At 45.6% G+C, this 24,021-nt stretch carries 17 protein-coding genes and 5 tRNA genes; 7 read left to right on the top strand and 15 right to left on the bottom strand.

Translation table 11 applies throughout. The features are described from left to right. Positions 1–28: 28 nt before the first annotated feature. From GZN30_RS12525 to GZN30_RS12550, 6 genes are all read right to left on the bottom strand, one after another. The gene (locus GZN30_RS12525) at positions 29–1,744 is read right to left on the bottom strand and encodes a dipeptide ABC transporter ATP-binding protein (protein WP_075647732.1); all 1,716 of its coding nucleotides are present in this window, start codon (positions 1,742–1,744) and stop codon (positions 29–31) included. 1,015 nt (positions 1,745–2,759) lie between these two features. Then, positions 2,760–2,836 (bottom strand) — tRNA-Pro (locus tag GZN30_RS12530). A 23-nt stretch (positions 2,837–2,859) separates the two neighbouring features. After that, positions 2,860–2,935, bottom strand: a tRNA-His gene (locus GZN30_RS12535). Positions 2,936–2,980: 45 nt separating this feature from the next. Next, positions 2,981–3,057: transfer RNA gene (locus GZN30_RS12540), tRNA-Pro, on the bottom strand. 167 nt (positions 3,058–3,224) lie between these two features. Beyond that, positions 3,225–3,300, bottom strand: a tRNA-His gene (locus tag GZN30_RS12545). Positions 3,301–3,332: 32 nt separating this feature from the next. Next, positions 3,333–3,409, bottom strand: a tRNA-Arg gene (locus tag GZN30_RS12550). A gap of 291 nt (positions 3,410–3,700) precedes the next feature. Here GZN30_RS12550 and GZN30_RS12555 point away from each other — a divergent pair. Beyond that, on the top strand, positions 3,701–4,114 hold the full coding sequence (locus GZN30_RS12555) for a c-type cytochrome (protein ID WP_075647731.1): 414 nt from the start codon (positions 3,701–3,703) through the stop codon (positions 4,112–4,114). A 68-nt stretch (positions 4,115–4,182) separates the two neighbouring features. Here the strand turns inward: GZN30_RS12555 and rep are convergent, their stop codons facing one another. Then, positions 4,183–6,198 (bottom strand): DNA helicase Rep, encoded by a 2,016-nt coding sequence (rep, locus tag GZN30_RS12560; RefSeq protein ID WP_075647730.1) that lies wholly within the window; start codon positions 6,196–6,198, stop codon positions 4,183–4,185. Positions 6,199–6,413: 215 nt separating this feature from the next. On the opposite strand from rep, the gene GZN30_RS12565 reads away from it, so the two are divergent. From GZN30_RS12565 to ubiK, 4 genes are all read left to right on the top strand, one after another. Then, positions 6,414–6,995, top strand: coding sequence for a TetR/AcrR family transcriptional regulator (locus GZN30_RS12565; RefSeq protein ID WP_075647729.1), 582 nt, complete (start codon positions 6,414–6,416; stop codon positions 6,993–6,995). Positions 6,996–7,013: 18 nt separating this feature from the next. Further along, complete coding sequence (locus GZN30_RS12570; protein WP_075647728.1) at positions 7,014–8,120, top strand: efflux RND transporter periplasmic adaptor subunit; 1,107 nt, start codon at positions 7,014–7,016, stop codon at positions 8,118–8,120. Positions 8,121–8,131: 11 nt separating this feature from the next. Further along, positions 8,132–11,254: a multidrug efflux RND transporter permease subunit gene (locus GZN30_RS12575; protein WP_075647727.1), complete on the top strand. Its 3,123-nt coding sequence runs from the start codon at positions 8,132–8,134 to the stop codon at positions 11,252–11,254. A 177-nt stretch (positions 11,255–11,431) separates the two neighbouring features. Further along, complete coding sequence (ubiK, locus tag GZN30_RS12580; RefSeq protein ID WP_075647726.1) at positions 11,432–11,683, top strand: ubiquinone biosynthesis accessory factor UbiK; 252 nt, start codon at positions 11,432–11,434, stop codon at positions 11,681–11,683. Positions 11,684–11,997: 314 nt separating this feature from the next. Here the strand turns inward: ubiK and ilvC are convergent, their stop codons facing one another. Then, positions 11,998–13,482 (bottom strand): ketol-acid reductoisomerase, encoded by a 1,485-nt coding sequence (gene ilvC, locus GZN30_RS12585; RefSeq protein ID WP_075647725.1) that lies wholly within the window; start codon positions 13,480–13,482, stop codon positions 11,998–12,000. A gap of 146 nt (positions 13,483–13,628) precedes the next feature. Here ilvC and ilvY point away from each other — a divergent pair, with 146 nt between their 5' ends. Continuing rightward, on the top strand, positions 13,629–14,519 hold the full coding sequence (gene ilvY / locus GZN30_RS12590; protein ID WP_075647724.1) for an HTH-type transcriptional activator IlvY: 891 nt from the start codon (positions 13,629–13,631) through the stop codon (positions 14,517–14,519). 67 nt (positions 14,520–14,586) lie between these two features. Here ilvY and hemN read toward each other — a convergent pair whose 3' ends face one another. The 5 genes from hemN to GZN30_RS12620 form a co-directional block, all read right to left on the bottom strand. Then, on the bottom strand, positions 14,587–15,975 hold the full coding sequence (gene hemN / locus GZN30_RS12595; protein WP_075647723.1) for an oxygen-independent coproporphyrinogen III oxidase: 1,389 nt from the start codon (positions 15,973–15,975) through the stop codon (positions 14,587–14,589). Positions 15,976–16,222: 247 nt separating this feature from the next. Continuing rightward, a complete protein-coding gene (locus tag GZN30_RS12600) occupies positions 16,223–16,711 on the bottom strand; it encodes a DUF2489 domain-containing protein (protein ID WP_075647722.1) in 489 nt (162 codons plus the stop codon). 14 nt (positions 16,712–16,725) lie between these two features. Then, a complete protein-coding gene (yihI, locus tag GZN30_RS12605) occupies positions 16,726–17,298 on the bottom strand; it encodes a Der GTPase-activating protein YihI (protein ID WP_075647721.1) in 573 nt (190 codons plus the stop codon). Next, positions 17,298–17,936 (bottom strand): class I SAM-dependent methyltransferase, encoded by a 639-nt coding sequence (locus GZN30_RS12610; protein ID WP_075647720.1) that lies wholly within the window; start codon positions 17,934–17,936, stop codon positions 17,298–17,300. Before GZN30_RS12610 ends, yihI begins: the two co-directional genes overlap by 1 nt. Before the next feature lie 720 nt (positions 17,937–18,656). Further along, the gene (locus tag GZN30_RS12620; RefSeq protein WP_075647719.1) at positions 18,657–19,274 is read right to left on the bottom strand and encodes a c-type cytochrome; all 618 of its coding nucleotides are present in this window, start codon (positions 19,272–19,274) and stop codon (positions 18,657–18,659) included. Between the two features lie 148 nt (positions 19,275–19,422). On the opposite strand from GZN30_RS12620, the gene yihA reads away from it, so the two are divergent. After that, the gene (yihA, locus tag GZN30_RS12625) at positions 19,423–20,088 is read left to right on the top strand and encodes a ribosome biogenesis GTP-binding protein YihA/YsxC (RefSeq protein ID WP_075647718.1); all 666 of its coding nucleotides are present in this window, start codon (positions 19,423–19,425) and stop codon (positions 20,086–20,088) included. 493 nt (positions 20,089–20,581) lie between these two features. Here yihA and GZN30_RS21495 read toward each other — a convergent pair whose 3' ends face one another. Then, positions 20,582–20,629 (bottom strand): hypothetical protein, encoded by a 48-nt coding sequence (locus tag GZN30_RS21495; protein ID WP_438356636.1) that lies wholly within the window; start codon positions 20,627–20,629, stop codon positions 20,582–20,584. 193 nt (positions 20,630–20,822) lie between these two features. Then, on the bottom strand, positions 20,823–23,618 hold the full coding sequence (gene polA / locus GZN30_RS12630) for a DNA polymerase I (RefSeq protein ID WP_075647717.1): 2,796 nt from the start codon (positions 23,616–23,618) through the stop codon (positions 20,823–20,825). Positions 23,619–24,021 lie beyond the last annotated feature (403 nt).

Below are 24,021 nucleotides of genomic sequence, written 5' to 3' on the forward strand. Positions count from 1 at the left end.
TGCTGCCAATGCCCGGGTTACTCGCGACTTATGCCGTTTTTACTTCTTCTCTTAAACCAGTAAATTCTGGCATTAATGAAATTAATTGCTTGCTGTACTCATGCTGTGGGTTGGTAAATAACTGCTCGGTCGGTGCGACCTCTAACAGCGTCCCCATTTGCATCACCCCGACGCGATCGCACATTTGGCGAATCACTGGCAGGTCATGGCTAATAAACAACATGGTCAGATTTAATTCGTCTTGCAGATCTTTGAGTAGATTTAGAATTTGCGCTTGTACTGACACATCTAATGCTGAGGTCGGCTCATCACAAATCAAAAGACGTGGGCGTGTAGCGAGAGCACGCGCTATCGAAATACGCTGACGCTGACCGCCTGAGAACTCGTGCGGGTACTTAACTCCCGCCATAACCCCCAAACCAACATGATCCAAAAGATCGTTAACGATCTGTCGCGTTTCTGTTTCATCGCGCGTAAGTTTATGAAATCGAATCGGTTCTGCGATGATATCGAACACTTTCATGCGTGGATTCATCGATGTATAAGGATTTTGAAACACCATCTGCATTTGACGGCGCATTGGACGACGCTCTTTTTCTGAGGTCAATGACGTAAGATCAATGCCTTCAAAAGTCACTCGTCCTGAATTAGGTTGGTACAGACCAGCAATCACACGCGCGATAGTCGATTTGCCCGAACCGGATTCCCCCACCAGACCAAAGGTTTCACCCTCTCGCACTTCAAAGCTGACATTATTTGACGCTTGGACATATTCACGACGACTTTCAAATAGCGAATCTTTAGTCACAAAACGCAAGTTTACGTTTTCAACTTCAAGCAATGCCCCAGTGTAATCTCGCTGATCCTGACTCTGTCCTAACCAGTGATTCTTAATATCAAGCGGCTCCATCTCTGTGGCTTCTTCGATATAACTGACCAGTGGAAAGCGTTTCAACTTGACGTCTGAACGAGGTACAGCAGAAATGAGACTGCGCGTATAAGAATGGTCAGGATCGCCCAACACTTTTGCTGTCGGACCAAACTCAACCAAATCACCGCGATACATTACCGCCACTCGGTCTGTCACATTGGAAACCACACCCATATCGTGTGTTACCAACATACAACCCACATTGTTCTTAACGCATAACTCGCGAATCAGATTAAGGATTTGATCTTGGATGGACACATCCAGCGCGGTAGTCGGTTCGTCAGCAATAATCAGATCGGGTTCACCCGCCAATGCAATGGCAATCACCACACGCTGGCGCATACCACCTGAGAATTGGTGCGGATACTGCTTGAGGCGATTTTCTGGCTGCGGAATGCCTACTTGCTGCATTAATGATAACGCGCGCTGATACGCTTCTTGATCAGACACATTCATATTGGCATGAATGGTCTCTTTCAATTGCTGCTCAACCGTAAACAGTGGGTTGAGAGAAGTCATGGGATCTTGAAAGATAAATCCAATCTTAGAGCCACGTACTGCACGCATCTTTTGTGGCGAAAGACCGGAAATCTTTTCACCATCTAAGAAAACCTCACCACCCGCGATGGTTCCTGGAGGGCTGAGTAGATCGATGACAGCATTACCAACGGTGGATTTACCCGCTCCCGACTCACCCACTACACCAACGATTTCACCACGTTCAATATTGAACGAGAGTGACTTTACCGCGGCATGTACCCCGTGACGTGAGGGGTATTCAATACGAAGATTTTTAACTTCTAAAAGTGACATTACCAGACCTCTACTGCTTGGGCAGTTCCCTGCCCTGTCTGAAAAATTGAATCCGTTCAAATACCAGTATGATGTTCTGGCACTCACAAGCCATTCAATCTGGCAAAGATTTCACACAATTGCAACAAAAGCAGTATAAAAAGTTGTGTTTGCTCATATTTTAAGCAAGTTATAGCTTAGTGAATGCATAATTATCCAAATGCAAAGCAACAAAAGCTACCAAACTCCATAAGACTCTGTTAGAAAAACAAAATGCCATGAATAGTTAGTCAAAAGTAGTCATTAACAACATAAAAACAATTTGACCAACGAATGCAATAAAACAAGTAAATATCGCCACTTAAAACGTTATATTTAGATTCAAAAACCAAAAAAAACCGAACATGCAAACTTTAAAACCACTAAGAAACTCAGTGGTAACATCACCCTCTATTGGTCTAATAGAAAGACAAGCCAATTTAAAACCAGCGATTTATGCGGCTTCCTTCATCAACCGCCACAAGGTTTACGAACAATCACTGGTGATGACTAATCAAAGGGAAGATATGTGTGGATGTGCTTCGTTAAGCACAGTAGCTAAGCACGGTAAAAATAGAAGGAGATAAAGGAGAACCGATACGTCTGACTTTCCGGAAAGTGACCGTCAGTCACCGAATTATAGGCGTAAAACACTAGTCTTTTGTTGCGGACGGCTAGTCGCGGACGGCTAGTCGGGGACGCCCAGTCTAGGGCTTCGTATAGTGGTCGGTGAAGAGGGATTTGATACGTTCGGGTTCCCGAGGACTGGCATTCCATTGGACTGGCACCCCAGACCCCGACTCAGCATGTGCAGACTTAGTTTTAAGCTGTAAATGCAAAAAAGCCTCATCATTGCTGACGGGGACGCCTAGTCGAGGTCTTAAATAGCGTTTGGTAAAGAAAAACTCAATAGTTTTGACTTTCCGATAAATGGTGGCTATTTGACAATATCATAGACGTAAAAAAGCCCTAGTCTTTCGACTAGGGCTTCGTATAGTGGTCGGTGAAGAGGGATTCGAACCCCCGACCCTCTGGTCCCAAACCAGATGCGCTACCAAGCTGCGCTATTCACCGAGCATGTATTCTTTAGAAAAGAATGGGGTGGCTAACGGGATTTGAACCCGCGACAACCGGAATCACAATCCGGGACTCTACCAACTGAGCTATAGCCACCATCAAATTGTCATGTTTACCGTTCAAGAACGTTAAACTAAATAGTGGTCGGTGAAGAGGGATTCGAACCCCCGACCCTCTGGTCCCAAACCAGATGCGCTACCAAGCTGCGCTATTCACCGACAAGTTATTTTTTTACTTGGTTTGCGTTGAGGGTCAACCCTCTGGTCCCGCTTATTCCAAGAGCCGAGATGCGCTACAAGTAACACGATTCACCGACTTATGTTTTATCTTAATCGAGATTAAGAATGGAAGCTTACGCTACCTAAACCATTTTCGAAAGGGAAAATGGGGTGGCTAACGGGATTTGAACCCGCGACAACCGGAATCACAATCCGGGACTCTACCAACTGAGCTATAGCCACCATTGTATTTCACCGATTTTCCTCCAGGCTTTTGGCGCGCCCGAAAGGATTCGAACCTTCGACCTTTGGCTCCGGAGGCCAACGCTCTATCCAGCTGAGCTACGGGCGCATGCCCCATCGGCGGAGAGGAATAATACGGATATCACACTATTGCGTCTAGTACTTTTTTTACTTTTTTTATCGTTTGCTGCCTTTTTCAGCAGCAAAGCTCAAATAAAACTCAGTTCAGCGTGTGATGTAACCCCGCTCGTTGGGAAGTTATTGTTTATTGCAACAACTTATCGAGATATAATCACCCACTGTTTACATTGATTTAACAGCGCAAGTCACCTGTTTGTCAAATGAAACTCTAATTAAAAGGTAAGCACGAACTTACCCTCAGGAATGTATAGTGAGTTTAATGGATATGTCTCGAAAAATATTAACCGCTTTGGTCGCTGCAGCAACATTTTCTAGCGCTACTTTTGCAGCAAACGTAAGCCAAGAACAATATGATGCGATTGCAGAAAGAATTAAACCTGTTGGTGATGTTTACCTTGCAGGCAGTGAGCCTGTAGCCGTGGTACCAACTGGTCCTCGTGATGGTGCGACTGTTTATGGCACTTTCTGTACGGCTTGTCACTCAACAGGCGTAAGTGGTGCACCGAAAACTGGTAACGCTGATGATTGGGCTCCACGTATTGCCCAAGGTCGTGACGTACTGAATGACCACGCAATCAATGGCTTTAACGCCATGCCAGCCAAAGGCTCTTGTATGGATTGTTCTGACGATGAAATCATCGCCGCGATCGACCATATGATTGAAGGTCTGTAAGACCGCTGTGATAAAAAGCAAAAGGCTTGGGAAACCCAAGCCTTTTTGATTTTTGTTCTACGCAGACGTTACTTCTTAAACATCGCGCGTAAGTTAGCAATATGTGCCTGCCCTTTCGCCATACGTTCTTCTTGTGTCACTGGCTTCTTGGTTTGCTCCCATTCAACATCATCAAATGGCAGTTCATCGAGAAAACGACTCTGAGTTGGCTTAATCAGTTCACCATACTGACGACGTTCACGACACATAGTAAAAGTCAGCTCTTTCTGGGCGCGGGTAATACCCACGTACATCAGGCGGCGCTCCTCTTCAACGTTATCTTCATCAATGCTGGTTTGGTGCGGCAAAATGCCCTCTTCGGTACCAATCAAATAAACGTACGGGAACTCCAAACCTTTTGAGGCGTGTAGCGTCATCAACTGCACCGCATCACTATCATCATCTTCTTCACTGCGCTCCATCATGTCACGCAATGTGAGACGTTGAACCACTTCACGCAGTGTCTTCTCTTCTTGGTCGTAGTTATCACCTTCTAAGTCTGACACTATCCAAGAGTAAAGATCAGAAACGTTCTTCATCCGCATCTCAGCCGCTTTCGGGCTTGATGAGGTCTCATACAACCAATCTTCGTAATTGATATCACGCACCAGAGAGCGAACCGCTTCCACCGTATCACCACGCTCGGCTTGATCAGAAATCGCCACCAGCCAAGTAGTAAAACGGCGCAAGTTCTCTAAGCCTCGCCCGGAAAGATGATGCTCTAGACCTAACTCAAAGCTGGCTTCAAATAAGCTCTTACCACGCATATTGGCATAGCTACCGAGCTTTTCTAACGTGACCGGTCCAATCTCACGCTTTGGCGTATTCACGATACGTAGGAAGGCGTTGTCATCATCCGGGTTCACCAAGACTTTTAGGTAAGCCATGATGTCTTTGATTTCAGCGCGAGCAAAAAACGACGTGCCGCCAGATAACTTGTATGGCACACGGTTTTGCATCAAGGATTTTTCGATCAGACGCGATTGGTGATTACCACGATATAAAATCGCATAGTCACGGTAATCAGTACGATTTAAGAATTTATGCGCAATGATTTCACCGGTGACGCGTTCCGCCTCATGCTCTTCATTTTTTGCCAACAACACTTTCAGTTGCTCGCCATCCGGCAGTTCTGAGAACAGCGCTTTCTCATACACGTGCGGGTTATTGGCAATCAGGATGTTGGCACAGCGCAGAATACGGTTGGTTGAACGGTAGTTCTGCTCCAACTTAATCAGCTTAAGACTTGGATAATCTTCACCAAGCAACACCAAGTTTTGTGGTTTTGCTCCGCGCCATGAGTAGATTGACTGGTCATCATCTCCTACCACCGTAAAACGTGCGCGCTCACCCACCAGCAAACGCACCAACTCATACTGACTGGTGTTGGTATCTTGGTACTCATCGACCAGCAGGTAGCGAATCTTGTTTTGCCAACGCTCTCGTACCTCTGTATTGCCACGCAGCAGCAATACTGGCATCAGGATCAGATCATCAAAATCCAAAGCGTTATAAGCACGCATCTGCTTTTGGTACATCTCAAAACAGAAAGCAAATAGCTGCTGTTGCTCACCCTGAGCACGCGCTTTGGCTTCATCTGGCGACAACATGTCATTTTTCCAGTTCGAGATAGCACTCATCAATTGGCGCAACAAATCTTTGTCACCATCCAACTGCTTCTCGGTGAGATCTTTTAGTAGCGCCAACTGGTCTTGATCATCAAACAGAGAAAAACCCGATTTCAAACCGAGATGCTTGTGCTCACGCTTAATGATGTTCAGACCAAGAGTGTGGAAAGTTGAGACCATCAACCCTTTCGACTCTTGTTTACCTAAAGTCTGCCCAACACGCTCTTTCATTTCACGTGCGGCTTTATTGGTAAAGGTCACTGCTGCGATATTGCGAGCTTTATAGCCGCATTGCTGAACCAAGTAAGCAATTTTGTTAGTGATCACTCGCGTTTTACCAGAGCCCGCGCCTGCCAATACTAGGCAAGGGCCTGACACATACTTAACCGCTTGGTCTTGTCCGGGGTTCAGCTTCATGATGGTCTCATCCAGAAAAAATAATGGCGCCTATAATAATGGTGCAACACGACGATTGCTAATATTTAAGTAAAGCGTCCACAAGGTGCGATTGCCACCCTCATACTTATATCCATCGACAAGATTTTTACTGAATTAATGCAATACTTTATTGAACTTCTGTTTGTAATTTGGTCTATAATGAATGAACGTTCATTCATTAGCGGTCTCATTAAATGACCAAAAAACTCAGTGTAGATAAAAAGCAGCAAATTCTGGATGCCGCAGAAGCGATTCTCGCGGAGTCAGGATTTCATGGCTTATCCATGCAGAAAGTCGCCAAACAAGCTGGTGTCGCTGCTGGAACTATCTATTGTTACTTTTCTGATAAGGAGCACCTTCTTGCCGAGGTGCGGCTCAATGTCACCCAGCGTATTGCCGATGCTGTACAAGCTGGGGTCGTCGGGGATGAGCCTCTTAAAGATCGTTATCGCACCATGTGGTTAAACACTTGGAACTTAGCAGTGTCTAACAAAAACGCCCTAAGTAACCGAGTGCAATATGACTCACTACCTTGCACTACCGATATAGAGATTCGTGCACAAGAAAAGCTGATGTTTCATCAAGTGCAAAAGTTATTCGAAGATGGCAAAGCACAAAAGGTTTTTAAGCCGATTGCTAATGAAGTTTTGTCTGGTTTGACATTTGAGGCGTGTGTAGCGCTTGCTCGTAAACATGCGTGGGGGTTTTACCATCTGGATGATGAGGCAATTGAAGCCGCCATCAATGCCAGCTGGGACGCAGTAATTAATCATTAACTTGGAGTTCTAACAAGAATGAAAAAGTGGACTTTCTTTATGATTGTCATCGTCTTGCTACTGTTTGGTAGCGTGATTGGTTTCAATCTATTCAAGCAACAAAAAATAGCTGAATATCTCGCTAACCGACCAGAGCCCGAATTTCCGGTGACGGTAACGCAAGTAAAACCTGTCGATTGGGTACCTGTTATCGAAGCGATCGGTTTTATCGAGCCTAACCAAGGTGTCACCGTCGCCAATGAAACCAGTGGTGTGATTGATAAAATCAGTTTCGAGTCGGGAACCCAGGTTGAAGAAGGTCAGTTACTTATCACTCTTGATTCTGAAGTAGAAAAAGCCAATTTAAAAAGTGCTCAGGCTAAATTGCCAGCGGCACAAGCCAAATATAAGCGCTACCAAGGTCTATACAAAAAAGGCTCTATCTCTAAAGAGGCTTACGACGAAGCTGGCGCTAACTACTTCTCACTACAAGCAGACATTGAGAGCCTAAAAGCCTCGATTGACCGCCGCGAAATCAAAGCACCATTTGCTGGTGAAGTGGGTATTCGTAATGTTTATCTAGGTCAGTATCTACAAGCTGGCAGCGATATCGTCCGTCTAGAAGACACCACCGTAATGCGCCTGCGCTTTACCGTGCCGCAAACCGACATCTCGCGTATCCAGCTTAAACAAGAAGTAGAAATCTACGTGGATGCTTACCCAGAAAAACCGTTTAAAGGTTCCATCTCAGCGATTGAGCCCGCTGTTAACGTGCAAAGCGGTCTGATCCAAGTACAAGCGGATATCCCTAACAGCGATGGTAAATTGCGCAGCGGCATGTTCGCCCGTGCCAACATCATCCTACCTAAGCTAGTTGACCAAGTGACTCTGCCACAAACTGCCATCACCTACACCCTGTACGGCGACAACGTCTACATCGTAACAGAAGAAGATGGTGAGAAACGTGTACAACAACACGTTGTAAAAGTGGGTGAGCGTGTGGCTGATATCGCCCATATTCTTGAAGGCGTTAAGCCAGGAGATACGGTCGTGACCACAGGTCAAGTACGTTTAAGTAATGGTGCGAAAGTTCGCGTTGTGGAAAGTGACGCAACCACACCACCTGCTGAAACACCAATGCTGTAATTGGAGGATTCATGCGCTTTACTGATGTTTTTATTAAACGTCCAGTTTTAGCGGTATCGATCAGTTTCTTGATTGCCTTGCTTGGTATGCAAGCGGTTTTCAAGATGCAGGTTCGCGAATACCCTGAAATGACGAACACAGTAGTGACGGTATCCACCAGCTACTACGGCGCCAGTGCCGACCTTATTCAAGGCTTTATTACCCAGCCTTTGGAACAAGCCGTCGCGCAGGCAGATAATATTGATTATATGACTTCACAGTCTGTGTTAGGTAAATCGACCATCACAGTCAACATGAAGCTCAATACCGACCCGAATGCCGCCTTATCGGATATTCTGGCTAAAACCAACTCGGTACGTTCGCAGCTCCCTAAAGAAGCGGAAGACCCAACGGTAACCATGTCGACCGGTTCAACTACCGCGGTACTGTACATCGGCTTTACCAGTGACGAGCTTAATTCAAGCCAAATCACTGACTACCTAGAGCGTGTGATCAACCCGCAGCTATTTACGGTTAACGGTGTATCGAAGATCGACCTTTATGGTGGCATGAAATACGCACTACGTATTTGGTTAGACCCAGCTAAGATGGCAGCGATCAAGATGACCGCGACCGATGTTATGAGCGTGCTTAACGCCAACAACTATCAGTCCGCAACCGGTCAAGCAGTCGGTGAGTTCGTGCTCTACAACGGTAGTGCGGATACTCAAGTCTCCAACGTCGAAGAGCTATCCAACTTGGTGGTGAAATCCGACGAAGGTGAAGTTATCCGCCTTGGTGATATCGCCAAAGTAACACTGGCGAAAAGCCATGACGTTTACCGCGCGAGTGCCAATGGTCAAGAAGCCGTGGTCGCTGCGATTAACGCCGCGCCTAGTGCTAACCCAATCAACATCGCTGCAGATGTGTTAGAACTGCTGCCTCAACTCGAGCGTAACTTACCTAGCACCATCAAAATGAACGTGATGTATGACTCAACCATCGCGATCAATGAATCCATTCATGAAGTGGTGAAGACCATCCTTGAAGCGGCAGTAATCGTACTGGTAGTAATCACGCTATTCCTTGGTTCTTTCCGTGCGGTAATCATTCCTATCGTTACTATTCCGCTCTCACTGATTGGTGTAGCGATGGTGATGCAGGCAATGGGTTTCTCTTGGAACTTGATGACCCTCCTGGCGATGGTACTGGCAATCGGTCTGGTGGTGGATGATGCGATCGTGGTACTCGAGAACGTTGACCGTCACATCAAACTGGGTGAATCACCTTTCCGCGCTGCAATTATTGGTACGCGTGAAATTGCGGTACCGGTTATTGCGATGACATTAACGCTCGGTGCGGTATACGCGCCAATCGCACTTATGGGTGGTATTACTGGCTCGCTATTTAAAGAGTTTGCCCTCACCTTGGCGGGTGCGGTATTTGTCTCGGGTATCGTGGCACTTACCCTATCGCCAATGATGTGTTCAAAGATGCTCAAAGCTAATGAAGAGCCGAGCAAGTTTGAGCAAAAAGTGCATCATATTCTCGATGGTATGACCAATCGCTACGCGAAGATGCTTAAAGCCGTTATGGACCACCGCCCAGTGGTACTCGCTTTCGCGGTTATCGTGTTTGCCACACTCCCAGTGCTGTTTAAGTTTATTCCAAGCGAACTTGCCCCTTCAGAAGATAAAGGCGTAGTGATGTTGATGGGTACAGCCCCATCAAATGCGAACTTGGACTACATGCAAAACACCATGAACGACGTAAACAAGATTCTGTCTGATCAGCCAGAAGTGGCGTTTGCGCAGGTGTTTACTGGTGTGCCTAACTCAAACCAAGCCTTTGGTATTGCCTCAATGGTGCCGTGGAGCGAACGTGAAGCGAGCCAAGCAGAAGTGGCAAACCGTGTTGGTGGTCTAGTTGCTAACGTTCCAGGTATGGCGGTAACGGCATTCCAGATGCCAGAACTGCCAGGTGCAGGCTCAGGTCTACCACTGCAGTTCGTCATTACCACCCCAAATGCCTTTGAAAGCTTGTTTGCGATTGCGACTGAAGTGTTGACGCAAGTGAAGTCGAGCCCGATGTTTGTCTACTCGGATCTGGATCTGAACTACGATTCAGCGACGATGAAAATCAACATCGACAAAGACAAAGCCGGTGCTTACGGTGTGACGATGCAGGACATCGGTATCACGCTTAGTACCATGATGGCAGACGGCTACGTTAACCGTATCGACCTAAATGGTCGCTCATACGAAGTTATTCCTCAGGTTGAGCGTAAGTGGCGTCTTAACCCAGAATCAATGAATAACTACTACGTACGCGCAGCCGATGGCAAAGCGGTACCTTTAGGTAGCCTAATTACCATTGATGTTGTCGCGGAACCTCGCTCACTACCACACTTCAACCAGCTAAACTCAGCGACGGTTGGTGCAGTACCTGCACCAGGCACTGCAATGGGTGATGCCATCACATGGTTTGAAGATGTCGCAGCGAATACCCTACCGAGTGGTTACAACCACGACTATATGGGTGAAGCGCGCCAATACGTAACGGAAGGTAGTGCGCTGTATGCCACCTTCGGTCTCGCTTTGGCGATCATCTTCTTGGTACTGGCGATTCAGTTTGAGTCAATCAAAGACCCAATCGTCATCATGGTATCGGTACCGCTGGCGATCTGTGGTGCATTGATTGCTCTGGCTTGGGGCGCGGCAACGATGAACATCTACTCGCAAGTCGGTCTGATCACGTTAGTCGGTCTGATCACCAAGCACGGTATCTTGATTTGTGAGGTAGCCAAAGAAGAGCAGCTGCACAACAAACTCAGCAAGATGGACGCAGTAATGGAAGCGGCGAAAGTTCGTCTACGCCCTATCCTGATGACGACCGCGGCAATGATTGCGGGTCTAATCCCACTGATGTACGCCACCGGTGCGGGTGCAGCGCAGCGCTTTAGTATCGGCATCGTAATCGTCGCAGGTCTTGCGATTGGTACGCTGTTTACGCTGTTTGTACTGCCAGTGATTTACAGCTACCTAGCTGAGAAACATAAGCCACTGCCTGTGTTTGTTGAAGATAAAGACTTAGAAAAGTTAGCCAGAGTTGACGAAGCGAAAGCGGCTTGTCGTGAACTCGCCAAGAAAAGCTAATCATTAGTCGCAACATTCACTCTTAAAAGGTCACTTCGGTGACCTTTTTTATTCCCAGCAATTTGATACTGCAATGGTGATAAGCCAAGCGCAAAAGTCGCTTTTTTGCCCTACAACTAGCGACATTTGCGTATCAATTACATAAAATGACGCCAAAGATACAGGAGTGTTCACACCATGTTTGACCCAAAGAAATTAGAGCAAATCGCTAAGCAAATTCATGAGTCAATGCCGCAACCAGTGAAAGACCTAGGTGCAGACGTTGATCAGAAAGTTCGTCAAGTAATCCAAGGTCAGCTTAACAAGCTAGACGTAGTAAGCCGCGAAGAGTTTGATGTACAAACTCAAGTTCTGCTACGCACTCGCCAAAAACTTACCGAAATGGAAAAGAAACTGGCGGATCTAGAAGCGAAGCTTGCGGATAAATAAGCGAGAAATTGAAAAGGCTTGCCCCAACCGGAGCAAGCCTTTTTATTAATGTTGTGTCTGTACTTTGTATTTTTTGACTCTGTCTAACAGAGTTCTTTAAACCTAGTACAAATTAAGCCATCTCGCAGGGATTGGGCGATAAATTCTAGGATGATGCGCACAGTTTACGTGAGTAAATGCGCACATCAGACAACGAAGTTATCCCGACCCGATTTATTTCAAAGCTATAGCGCTTAAGCTCGCGAAGGGAACGCACAGTTTGCACCTGCAAATGAGCATTCCCGACAAAGAGATTCAGCTCTAGAGCAAAGAAATTAGCCGCCCACGGCGATGTGCTTCATATCAGTCATATACCCACGCAGCTCTTCACCAATGTACTCAACCGGGTGGTTACGAATCGCTTCATTCACTTCAATTAGACGCTGGTTATCGACTTGGTTTGACTCAACTTGCAAGCCTTTACCAATCACATCTGTGTTTACTGATGGCATAAATTTCTCACGCAGTAGCGGTGTCGCTACGTTAGCGAATAGGTAGTTACCATATTCTGCCGTATCTGAGATTACTACGTTCATTTCGTATAGGCGCTTACGTGCTACTGTGTTGGCGATTAGCGGTAGCTCGTGTAGTGATTCGTAGTATGCAGACTCATCAATGATGCCTGATGCTGTCATCGCTTCAAATGCCAGTTCTACCCCAGCACGAACCATAGCGATCATTAGGATACCGTTATCAAAGTACTCCTGCTCTGAGATTTGAACGTCGGTCGTTGGGTAGTTTTCAAAGGCGGTTTCACCCGTTTCTGCACGCCAGCCTAATAGATTCACATCATCATTCGCCCAGTCAGCCATCATAGTGCTTGAGAACTCACCTTGAATGATGTCATCCATATGCTTGTTGTATAGCGGACGCATTAGATCTTTTAGCTCTTCAGATAGGTCAAACGCTTTGATTTTCGCAGGGTTTGATAGACGATCCATCATGTGAGTGATGCCACCAAACTTCAATGCTTCAGTTACTGTTTCCCAACCGAATTGCAATAGTTTACCTGCGTAGCCTGGGTCGATACCATCAGCAACCATCTTCTCGTAACATACGATAGAACCCGCTTGTAGCATGCCACATAGAATAGTTTGCTCACCCATTAGGTCAGACTTCACTTCTGCGACGAACGATGACTCTAGGCAACCTGCACGGTGACCACCTGTTGCAGCTGCCCATGCTTTCGCGATGTCCCAACCCTCGCCTTGCGGATCGTTTTCTGGGTGAACTGCGATTAGCGTTGGTACACCAAAGCCACGTTTGTATTCTTCACGTACTTCCGTACCTGGACACTTAGGTGCAACCATCACGACAGTTAGGTCTTTACGGATTTGCATGCCTTCTTCAACAATGTTGAAGCCGTGTGAGTAACCCAGTGCAGCGCCTTGCTTCATCAATGGCATTACCGTTTCTACTACATTGGTATGCTGTTTATCTGGCGTTAGGTTTACCACTAGGTCAGCTTGAGGAATTAGCGCTTCGTAGCTCGCAACTTCAAACCCATTCTCTTTGGCATTTTTGTATGACTGACGCTGCTCATCAATCGCCGCTTGGCGTAGTGCGTAGGCAACGTCTAGACCTGAATCACGCATGTTCAGACCTTGGTTTAGACCTTGAGCACCACAACCTACAATGACAACCTTCTTACCTTTCAGGTAGTCTGCTTCCGTTGCAAACTCACTACGATCCATAAAACGACAACGACCTAATTGGTCCAATTGCTCACGCAAGTTTAGGGTATTGAAATAGTTAGCCATTGTAGGGCTCTCCTTTAAGAATAATGTCCATGAGGTCGGTAATTTTGCTTACCGAATAACCTGATACTAAAACAGACAAAAAGTTGCTTAAAGTGATATATTCACAATTAGTTATTGCAAAAAATGCAACATGGATGTGACAAGCTATGAACATTAAAAGCCTGCAACTCTTTATTCATTTATGTGAGAGTAAAAGCTTCGCCAAAACTGCCGAAGCGATGCACATTAGCCCTTCGGCGCTCAGTCGCCAAATTCAAAAACTTGAGCAAGAAACCGGACAAGGATTATTTCTGCGTGATAACCGCAGCGTTGAACTCACACCCGCAGGCAAGAAACTGCTGCCTGTCGCACTGAATATCTTAGGTGAGTGGCAAAACTACCATGCGTTGTTTGCTGATTCTGATAGCGAACTGAAAGGTGAAATTCATCTTTTTTGCTCAGTAACTGCTAGCTATAGCCATTTGCCGGAACTACTGTCTGAGTTTCGCCTGCAACACCCTTTTATTGAGTTCAAACTCTCAACGGGTGACCCCGCTCAAGCGATTGAGAAAATACTCAATGACGAGGCAGATATCGCCATTTCAGCCATGCCAGAGCAACTGCCATCACGAATTGAGTTTGAAACCATTAGCGAGATCCCTCTATCGGTGATTGCGCCATCTGGGGTGAGTAATTTTGCCCAGCAACTGCAAAGCGATAAGCCAGATTGGAACTCAATTCCGTTTATCGTACCGGAAGCTGGTACGGCTCGTGAGCGTGCCAACACTTGGTTTAAAGCGATGAAAATCAAACCAAACATCTATGCACAAGTATCCGGTCATGAAGCAATCGTCAGTATGGTCGCACTCGGTTGTGGGGTTGGTATCGCGCCAGATGTGGTGATCAACAATAGCCCAGTGAGAGATAAAATTGAGCGTCTAAAAGTCGCACCGATCGCACCTTTTGAACTTGGTGTATGCTGCAAACGCTCGCAACTTGATAATCCGCTGGTAAAAGCGCTGTGGAAAGTGGCGCAAGAAAAATACATTACTTTGTAAGTCTTCGCCAAAACGCTAAAAGCCACGCTAGGCGTGGCTTTCAAATCTAAATCTCTTAAACGAACGCTTAGATAACGCGAGAGAATTGCTGCTGACGAGCGCGATCACGTAGGTATTTATCAAAACACATACAGATATTACGGATCAGTAGGCGACCACGCAGAGTCACACGGATTTCGCTCTCATCCACTTCCACTAACCCATCATTGATAAAGGTCTGTAAAAGCTCTAAATCTTGCGCAAAGTATTGATTAAAGTTGAGTTTAAATTCGCGTTCAATAAACACTTTGTCCAGCTTGAAGTTACAAATCAGTTGCTTGATAACTTCACGGCGAATCAGATCATCGCTATCCAGTGATACGCCTTTCCACAATGCGTGGCGCTGTTCATTCACCTGCGCGTAGTACTTTTTAAGCTCTTTCTGGTTTTGCGCGTAAGCATCACCAATCATCGAAATAGCCGAAACACCAAAGCCCATTAGGTCACACTCACCTTGAGTGGTGTAGCCTTGGAAGTTACGGTGCAAAATGCCATTGCGCTGAGCAACCGCCAATTCATCATCAGGCAGAGCAAAGTGGTCCATACCGATAAACTGGTAACCCGCTCCAGTTAAAGTGCCAATAGTCTGCTGCAGGATCGCCATTTTTTCGGTCGCTTGCGGCAGATCTTCATCTTTAATCTTACGCTGTGCAGCAAATAGCTGCGGCATGTGCGCGTAGTTAAACACCGATAGACGACCCGGTTGCATCTCTAGCACTTGCTTCAATGTTTCAGCAAAGGATTCTTGAGTCTGTTTTGGTAGACCGTAGATTAAGTCTAGGTTGGTTGAACGGAAACCTAACTCTTTCGCACGTTTAACCATCGCAACAATGAACGCTTCATCTTGTTCACGGTTAACTAGCTTCTGAACTTCTTTATTGAAATCTTGAACACCAATACTCAGGCGGTTAAATCCTTCTTCACGGAGGTGATCAAGCACATCCAGTTCAATTTCACGTGGGTCTACTTCGATACTGATTTCAGCGGTCGCTTCAAAATCAAACTCGCCACGTAAAATCGCCATAATACGGCTGATCTGCGCTTTATTGAGGAAGGTTGGTGTACCACCGCCAAAGTGCAATTGCGTCACACGACGCTCTTGCAACAAGCTTGCACGCGTGCGGATCTCCAGTTCTAACACATCAAGATACTCATCCGCTTTATGCGCATGACGAGTGATGACTTTATTACAACCACAGTAGTAACAAAGCTTGTGACAAAATGGGATATGAATGTACAGAGACAATGGTCGCTCTGGGTAAGCCGTACACGCCATATCAAAGTCCGCGACCGTAAAGGCTTCATGGAACTCTAATGCGGTTGGGTAAGATGTGTAACGTGGACCGGAATAGTTATATTTATCCAGAACCGTTTGATCCCACTCGATTTGTTGGCTTGCTACGACTTGCTGCGACATGGTGCTCTTTCCATTCTTTTGACTGAAAGGTCATGGTTACAATAACGGGCTATTTTGCCATAGGTGCTAAGTTGAAGTACCTAGGCGTGCCGTTTTTTGAGTACAAATACTCAGAACTGATGCCAGAACTGATAAATCGATCACTCACCCTTAAGTGTAAGTGATCGACGTTCGGTTATCAGGCTTAGTTATCCGACTTAGAAATCGGCTATCGTTCCCTGAACGTAATCAGGGAAGGCGCTGGCGCCTAAAGCATTTGGATGTTGATTTGATTATTCAGTGGCTGCACTTTCTCTTGCAGCACTTTTAACTCTTCAACAATCGCATCTTGCAGACGCGACTCCGCTTTATGGCGAGTTAAGTTTTCCTGCATGCGCTCTTTTTTGCTCAGCGCCTGACGGTCTTCACCGCGAGCCATGTCTTTCACCACATGGTATAGCTCAGCTGTCGCTGGGAACTCTTTATCAAAGTCGACGCGATCATCGCCTTGAACGTAGTCCATAATGCAGTAGACGCGAATACTGATTTCAGACAGGTCACATTGACCTTGAATACCCGCTAAACACAGTGTGTTTACGTTTTCAAAAATATTCGCGTTGCGCTTTTCAATCGCCAGTTGCTGATGTCTAAGCTGCAACTCCTTTTGCTTCTTCAGTTGGAGAAGAAGGTAACCTGCGTATGACGCTAAGCCGAGAACAATAATTCCACCAGCAATGGCTAACAAGGTTACATTCATATCTTACTGTTATCCTATTTGTATTGATTGATATCTAGTGACTCAAATTGAGACAACAGATCATCATCAGATGACGATTTTTTCTCTGCATTATTTGCAACAGAATATGTCTCATCTTCGAAGAACTCTTCTTCCGAGTAATCATCAGCTTCTAGGTCATCTTCATAGATACCTAGTTGCTTCATCAATGCTTCGATGCGAGCCAATTTCTCGTCTACGTATTTCTGTAGACCAGCGCCCAGCTTCTCGCCTTCATCGATACGGTCAAGCAACACGTTCAATTGCGCATCATTTTCTAGCATCTCTAGCTCTTTCTCAGCGCTTAGACGACGCTCAACTTTAGTTGGCTTCTTAACAGCTTCAACAATCAATGGAATTGGTTTTTTGCTGCCTAAACGTGGATCGCGCTTTTGACCGTTAGTGAACTCTTTGCTTGATTTCGCTTCTGAGTTGCGACTACCAGTCTTTAAGCCTTTACGCTTTTTATCGCGTTTGCGCAGACGTCCTTCAACGTCTGATTGGGTACGGTTACGAACTACGATAACGTCGCCGTTACCGCCTGATCTAGCTTTCTTACTACGACTCATTACTGGGTTTTCCTCAGTAAAATTACATCTTTTCCAATAAATTCAAGTTCGAGCTTATCCCGCTCAGCCAAGTACTCAAACGTTGCACGGCTAAAAAAGATCACATGGGTAAGATCATTTTTATAGTGCCATGGTGCAAACGCTTCAACATCGATCACCATCTTGGTCATGATACCAAGCCAGCCACCGGGCTTAACTAAATTTAACCATTGCTGCCACACCATATCCGGATGGTATAAGTGTTCGATCACTTCTGTAGCAGTCACGAAATCGTATTGTTCATCCAACACCGAGCGTTCTGGGTGATAGTAGATGTCATACAACTTCATAGCGTGCCCCTGCTCTTCCAACATTAATGATAACGTTGGACCAGGACCACAGCCAAAATCTAACCCTTGAGAATTAGGCGCGACTCGCTGGCAAATTGGATCTGCCATGCGCGAGAGAAAACGGCGATAGCCTTCATCACTAGGATCGTTCTCATGAAGATCATAGTGAGCTTTCTCTGTCTTTGCATCAAGACGCTGGTCTGGGTTAACAAACACCAATGCGCAGCGTGAGCACTGTAAATACTGACGGTGCTTATCTTCAAAGTAATGGTGAGTTTGATTGCTTTGACAAAGCGGGCAGTTGTGCATTGATACATCCTTCTTACAGGGGATGCGAAACATACCAGAAACTGCTCTTAGAGTGGAGTGTTATTGTGCAATAAATCATCAAATCGGTAAAAATAGATATAAAAAAAGCGATAGATTGACTATCGCTTTCTAAATGCCATGATGGCTAAACTGGGTTGTACAAAAACTGTACTCCAAATTTCCATTTGTTTTTCGAGCTTTCCCTGCCAAAAAGGTGTTGTTTGTCATCATCCTAATGAATTTTGGCGTTCCATTACTTCCTGTAGCTGAGCTCTTCCTAAGCCTGATCCTTTCCCCTGTCTGTACCATCAGACGAGTTAACCATCCTTATTAAGGCAAACGTCCTGCTTACCTTTCAATCCTTTTTCCATCTGCCAAGTAATCCTTACTTGCATCCATGGAGACCATCCTAGTCTTTTATCCTGCTCAACATCGTGTTGATGTAGATACTTTACTATCCGAGCCTTTTCAGACAACAGGTCAAACTAAAAAACTGTGGTTAAATAAAATACAAACCCACAACATCATGTATTTAAAGGTTATTTTCAATCTACCTACTCATTTGGCTGAGTAATGAATGGCAAATGTCTTACAAAGTGCTGAGCAAGATCGTCAAACGCGACAACATCGTGTGTGTGACATTGATCAAATAAATTAGGGACAAACAAAAAGCCATGTCGTTCGGACATGGCTTTGAGAGTCTTACTGGAAGATAAGCGTTTAGTGAAGACCACCCACATACTTAGACAGTACGTCGATATCCTCATCGGTTAGTTTCTTCGCAACATCACGCATCATCGCGTTCATATCATTATTGCGGTTACCGTCTCTGAATTTCTCTAGCTGCAGCTTGATGTAATCTGCATGCTGACCTGAAATTTTAGGGAATCCAGATAGTTCTGTACCATTACCACGAGGACCATGACAAGCAATACAAGCCGCGATGCCGCGCTCAGCATCACCTGCTGCGTAAAGGTTCTTGCCCTGCTCGACCACGTTTTCTGGTGTGGTGTTGTGAGCGAGTGGTAATGAAGCATAGTAAGCAGCGAGATCTGCCATATCTTGCTCATTCAGTGGCATTGCCATACCACTCATCACAGGGTCATAACGACCTTGTTTACCACCACTCGTCATTCCGAGTTTTAGGTCTTTCAGCTGCTTCTCAATATACTTCGCATGCTGACCGGCCAGTGAAGGGTACATTCCAAGTAAACTGTTGCCATCCGCTCCATGACACGCAACACAAGTTTGAGATTTTGCTTTACCAGCTTCTATGCTGCCTTGGGCCCATACGGAGCAGCTGGCCAAAAGACTCACAATTAGCACTAATTTCTTCATGACATTCCATTATAATTATCAAGCTTCCAGTACCACTCTGCATTGCCACTCATGGTACAATAGGCGACCTCATGCCGAGTACGGTTATTTTACACAATTTCACAAAAAAGTAATCAATTGACTACACAAAGTCGAGATGGAGTTAACAGTGAGCGTAAAAATTAATTACCAAAACACCCATTTCATCACAAGTGCGCCTGATATTCGCCACTTGCCAGAGGATGAGGGCATTGAAATTGCGTTCGCTGGACGCTCTAATGCCGGGAAATCGAGCTCTCTTAACCGTTTGACCAACCAAAAGAGTCTCGCTAAAACCAGTAAAACCCCGGGTCGTACCCAGCTGATCAACCTATTTAAGGTCACTGATGGCTGCCATATCGTCGACCTACCAGGGTATGGTTTTGCTCAAGTACCACTAGAAATGAAGAAGAAGTGGCAAAAGTCTCTGGGTGAATATCTACAAAAGCGCCAATGTCTAAAAGGCTTGGTGGTACTGATGGACATTCGTCATCCGATGAAAGACCTCGACCAACAACTGATCTTCTGGGCGGTGGATAGCGGTATTCCAGTACAAGTTCTGCTCACTAAAGCAGACAAACTGAAAAGTGGCGCGCGCAAAGCGGCTGTGCTTAAGATCCGTGAAGATGCCAAAGGTTTCGGTGGCACAGTGAAAGTCGATGCGTTCTCTTCACTAAAAGGTCTAGGCGTGGATGTTCTGCGTAACAAGCTAGACGAGTGGTTTGCACCTGCATTTGCCGATCTGGTTGATGAAGATTTGGATGCGGACCACGCATCAGATCACGACGGCGAATAATTCGCTCATCGACTGATAGATAGCCTCGCTCATGCGAGGCTTTTTTTGTCTCGAACCAAGCAAAATGCAGGACAAAGGTGAAGTAGAATCAAGAAAAAGCCCCACTCAACAATGGGGCAACGGGAGAGAATTGTAGGTTGTTATAGTTATGTTGCTAGCTTTCCGCAACTCAAAGGAATTATCAACCCCTCGCCAAATCCCGCTTAAAATGCCTTTATCTGACCCTAGACCTTATCGCTTAAGGGTTAGAGCAAATTGTTTCTTTTCAATTAGTTAAATTGTCGCTATTTATTTTTTATACGAAATAACAAAAGTGTGATGAAGGAATATTACAGCTTTTTGTAATCAGACGTTTCTATCGCGTAGCAGCGCTGAGAAAAATTAACTAAGAGAGGAAAAATAGTGTGCTGTGGAGCAGTTTGGAAGTGCGTAGAGAAATTTTCTTTGCCACAAGAAAAAACGCCCCAGCCAAACACTGGCTGGGGCGGCTGAATCAGCCTAATCCAATAACGTGAAACAAAAGGTCTGAAAGATAGAACATCTTACCTCTGTACCCTACGTCGATTAATGTACAACAATTGGTCAGAATTTCAAAGTCATTTTGTAAGTTTTTTTCAGCTTTTTTAGTTAAAACAACACAAACCCCTTTTCGCAACTGGCTTTTTTAACCGCAAAAAAAAGCCAGCATTTGTGCGCTGGCTCATGTTAAATGTTAAATATTGTTCATTTTTTGTCTAGTGAGCCTGTTCCCAGTTGTCACCATGACCAGCTTCAGCAATAAGAGGTACTTCTAACTGAGCAGCAGATTCCATCAATTTTTGTACTTTTGTTTCAATTTCGGCTAAAGCAGACTCTTGAACTTCAAACACCAGTTCATCGTGTACTTGCATCAGCAATTTCACTCGACCGTCGCCTTCTTTTTCGATCCACTCATCAACCAACAGCATCGCTTTTTTAATAATGTCAGCCGCAGTACCTTGCATCGGAGCGTTGATTGCCGCTCGCTCTGCTGCTTTACGACGCATACCGTTGCGTGATTGAATTTCCGGCAGGTGTAGACGACGACCGTAAATCGTCTCAACATACCCTTTTTCTGCTGCCGCACTGCGCGTGTCTTCCATGTACTGCATCACGCCAGGGTAACGTTCAAAGTACTTGTTCATGTACTCTTGCGCTTCACCACGAGGAATACCGAGTTGCTTCGCCAGACCAAAAGCACTCATACCGTAAATGAGACCAAAGTTCACCGCTTTAGCACGACGACGCTGCTCTGAGGTGACATTCTCAATCGTGGTTCCCATGATTTCCGCCGCCGTTGCTGCGTGAATATCTTTACCCTCACGGAAGGCGTCTAATAACGCTTGGTCACCCGATAGGTGCGCCATAATACGCAATTCGATTTGTGAGTAGTCGACTGCCATAATTTTGTAGCCGTGCGGTGCAACAAAAGCTTGGCGAATGCGACGACCTTCTTCATTACGAATTGGAATGTTCTGTAAGTTTGGATCGGTCGATGATAGGCGTCCTGTCGCCGTCACCGCTTGATGATAAGAAGTATGCACGCGACCCGTTTCTGGGTTAATCATCTTCGGTAGCTTATCGGTATAAGTTGATTTCAGTTTAGCTAACCCGCGGTATTCCAAAATCAATTTTGGTAATGGATAGTCCAAAGCCAGCTCTTGCAGTACTTCTTCATTGGTCGACGGTGTGCCTGATGGTGTCTTCTTCACCACTGGCAGACCCATTTTTTCAAACAAAATCGCTTGTAGTTGCTTCGGTGAGTTCATATTGAACTCCTGCTCAGCTAACTCATACGCTTTTTGTTCTAGCTCATCTAAACGTACCGCAATCTCTTGAGATTGTGCCGCCAGCATCATGTCGTCAATCAGTACGCCGGTGCGTTCAATACGTGAAAGTACTGGCACAAGTGGCACTTCAATCTGCTGATAAATGGCATTTAACTTTTCGTCTTGGAGCAAATGTTCATTAAGACGATTATGCAGACGCAAAGTCACATCAGCATCTTCGGCAGCGTATGGTGCAGCCTGCTCGAGATCAATTTGATTAAACGTCAGCTGATTTTTGCCTTTGCCAGCAATTTGCTCAAAAGAGATGCAGCTATGCTGAAGGAAACGCAGTGCTAGGCTATCCATATCATGCTTGCCGCCTACACTGTTGTAAACGTAAGACGCCAGCATGGTGTCGTATTTGATGCCGCGCATCTTAATGTCATAACGTGCCAGCACACTCGCATCGTACTTAAGGTTTTGACCGACTTTGGCTTGATTCTCGTCTTCAAGAATTGGTTTTAACTGCGCTAACACCCAATCGCGATCAAGCTGCTCAGGTGCATCCAAATAATCGTGCGCAACCGGCACATAGGCAGCAACGCCCTCTTCCACCGCAAATGACAAACCAACTAGGTTCGCCACCATGTAATCTAAGCTGTCGGTTTCGGTATCAAAGGCAAACACGTCTGCCGCTTTCAACTTCTCTAACCACTCAGCAAAGGTCTCTTTGTCCACAATGGTTTGGTATTGGCTGCGATCAATGGTTACCGCTGCTGTATTGATCTCAGCTTGGCTCGCAGACGCAGTCGTGGCTGCCACTGCGCCTGACTTCTCATCTGCCTCAACCACACCGCTGCCGCCTTCGAGTAGCTCATTGAGCCAAGACTTAAACACCAGCTGACCAAATAGCTTAATCAGCTCATCTTTATTTGGTTCTGCTTTTACTAGCTCTTGCGGTTTAAACTCCATCTCGACATCAAGTTTGATGGTCGCAAGCTCGTAAGAAAGCAGCGCATTGTCTTTATTGTCGACTAACTTTTTCGCCATGGTTTTCGAGCCACGGAAACCCAGTGGCGCAATATCATCAAGGTTTTCAAATAACTTATCTAAACCACCGATGCCTTGTAGCAATGCTGTTGCAGTTTTATCACCCACACCTGGTACACCAGGAATGTTATCGACTTTGTCACCCATCAACGCAAGGTAATCGATGATAAGCTCTGGCGGGATACCAAATTTTTCAATCACGCCTTCACGATCCAATACCACATTGGTCATGGTGTTGATCAAGGTAACATTCTCATCCACCAGCTGAGCCATATCTTTATCCCCAGTACTGATCAATACTGGAATGCCTTGCTGAGAGGCTTGAGAAGCTAACGTGCCGATCACGTCATCCGCCTCAACGCCCGAGATCGAGATCAATGGCAGACCCATTGCACGGATCACATTGTGTAATGGCTCGATTTGGCAACGCAGATCATCCGGCATTGGCGGACGATTCGCTTTGTATTCCGGATACATATCATCACGAAAAGTCTTACCTTTGGCATCAAACACCACCGCGATACGATCTGACGCAAATTGGCGCATCATACTGCGCAACATATTCACCACACCGTAAACAGCGTTAGTCGGAATTTCACCATTACTCATAGTGCCTGGATAGGCATGGAATGCACGATAGAGGTAAGAAGAACCGTCGATCAGAATCAGTGGATTATCTGGAATGCGAGCCATAGTCTTATAGTTTCCAAAGAGAATGCAAATTAGATCTGCTTAGGATGCCACGACTAGGTCGGCGATGCCATGCAAACTCTGTGATGTCTCTAGCGAGATTTGTTGAATAAGCCACCACATGATGTGGTCACCTGTGGATAACTCTGTTTATAATAATTATCCACCGACATTGACTAATGTCACACTTTTCTGAAATTAAAATATAAATGATTGTATATAAATGAAAAATCAAAAGATCGATCCTTTTTTTAGCGATCTAAAAACGATCCTTGACTGTGGAAAAGAGTGCTGGTGCCCTTTTGCTCAAAGGCAAATTAAACGCATAAAAAAAGCGACACCTTTCGATGTCGCCTAGCAAAAAAGAGTCAAAGCTTTTCATGTTGGAACATGCCGCTTTGCCATA

The organism is Vibrio ponticus, from assembly GCF_009938225.1.
GTDB classification, from domain to species: Bacteria; Pseudomonadota; Gammaproteobacteria; order Enterobacterales; family Vibrionaceae; genus Vibrio; species Vibrio ponticus.

Coding starts and splice junctions, on each gene's coding strand:
- GZN30_RS12525 (WP_075647732.1), bottom strand. CDS start 1,744: ATGTCACTTTTAGAAGTTAAAAATCTTCGTATTGAATACCCCTCACGT.
- GZN30_RS12555 (WP_075647731.1), top strand. CDS start 3,701: ATGGATATGTCTCGAAAAATATTAACCGCTTTGGTCGCTGCAGCAACA.
- rep (WP_075647730.1), bottom strand. CDS start 6,198: ATGAAGCTGAACCCCGGACAAGACCAAGCGGTTAAGTATGTGTCAGGC.
- GZN30_RS12565 (WP_075647729.1), top strand. CDS start 6,414: ATGACCAAAAAACTCAGTGTAGATAAAAAGCAGCAAATTCTGGATGCC.
- GZN30_RS12570 (WP_075647728.1), top strand. CDS start 7,014: ATGAAAAAGTGGACTTTCTTTATGATTGTCATCGTCTTGCTACTGTTT.
- GZN30_RS12575 (WP_075647727.1), top strand. CDS start 8,132: ATGCGCTTTACTGATGTTTTTATTAAACGTCCAGTTTTAGCGGTATCG.
- ubiK (WP_075647726.1), top strand. CDS start 11,432: ATGTTTGACCCAAAGAAATTAGAGCAAATCGCTAAGCAAATTCATGAG.
- ilvC (WP_075647725.1), bottom strand. CDS start 13,482: ATGGCTAACTATTTCAATACCCTAAACTTGCGTGAGCAATTGGACCAA.
- ilvY (WP_075647724.1), top strand. CDS start 13,629: ATGAACATTAAAAGCCTGCAACTCTTTATTCATTTATGTGAGAGTAAA.
- hemN (WP_075647723.1), bottom strand. CDS start 15,975: ATGTCGCAGCAAGTCGTAGCAAGCCAACAAATCGAGTGGGATCAAACG.
- GZN30_RS12600 (WP_075647722.1), bottom strand. CDS start 16,711: ATGAATGTAACCTTGTTAGCCATTGCTGGTGGAATTATTGTTCTCGGC.
- yihI (WP_075647721.1), bottom strand. CDS start 17,298: ATGAGTCGTAGTAAGAAAGCTAGATCAGGCGGTAACGGCGACGTTATC.
- GZN30_RS12610 (WP_075647720.1), bottom strand. CDS start 17,936: ATGCACAACTGCCCGCTTTGTCAAAGCAATCAAACTCACCATTACTTT.
- GZN30_RS12620 (WP_075647719.1), bottom strand. CDS start 19,274: ATGAAGAAATTAGTGCTAATTGTGAGTCTTTTGGCCAGCTGCTCCGTA.
- polA (WP_075647717.1), bottom strand. CDS start 23,618: ATGGCTCGCATTCCAGATAATCCACTGATTCTGATCGACGGTTCTTCT.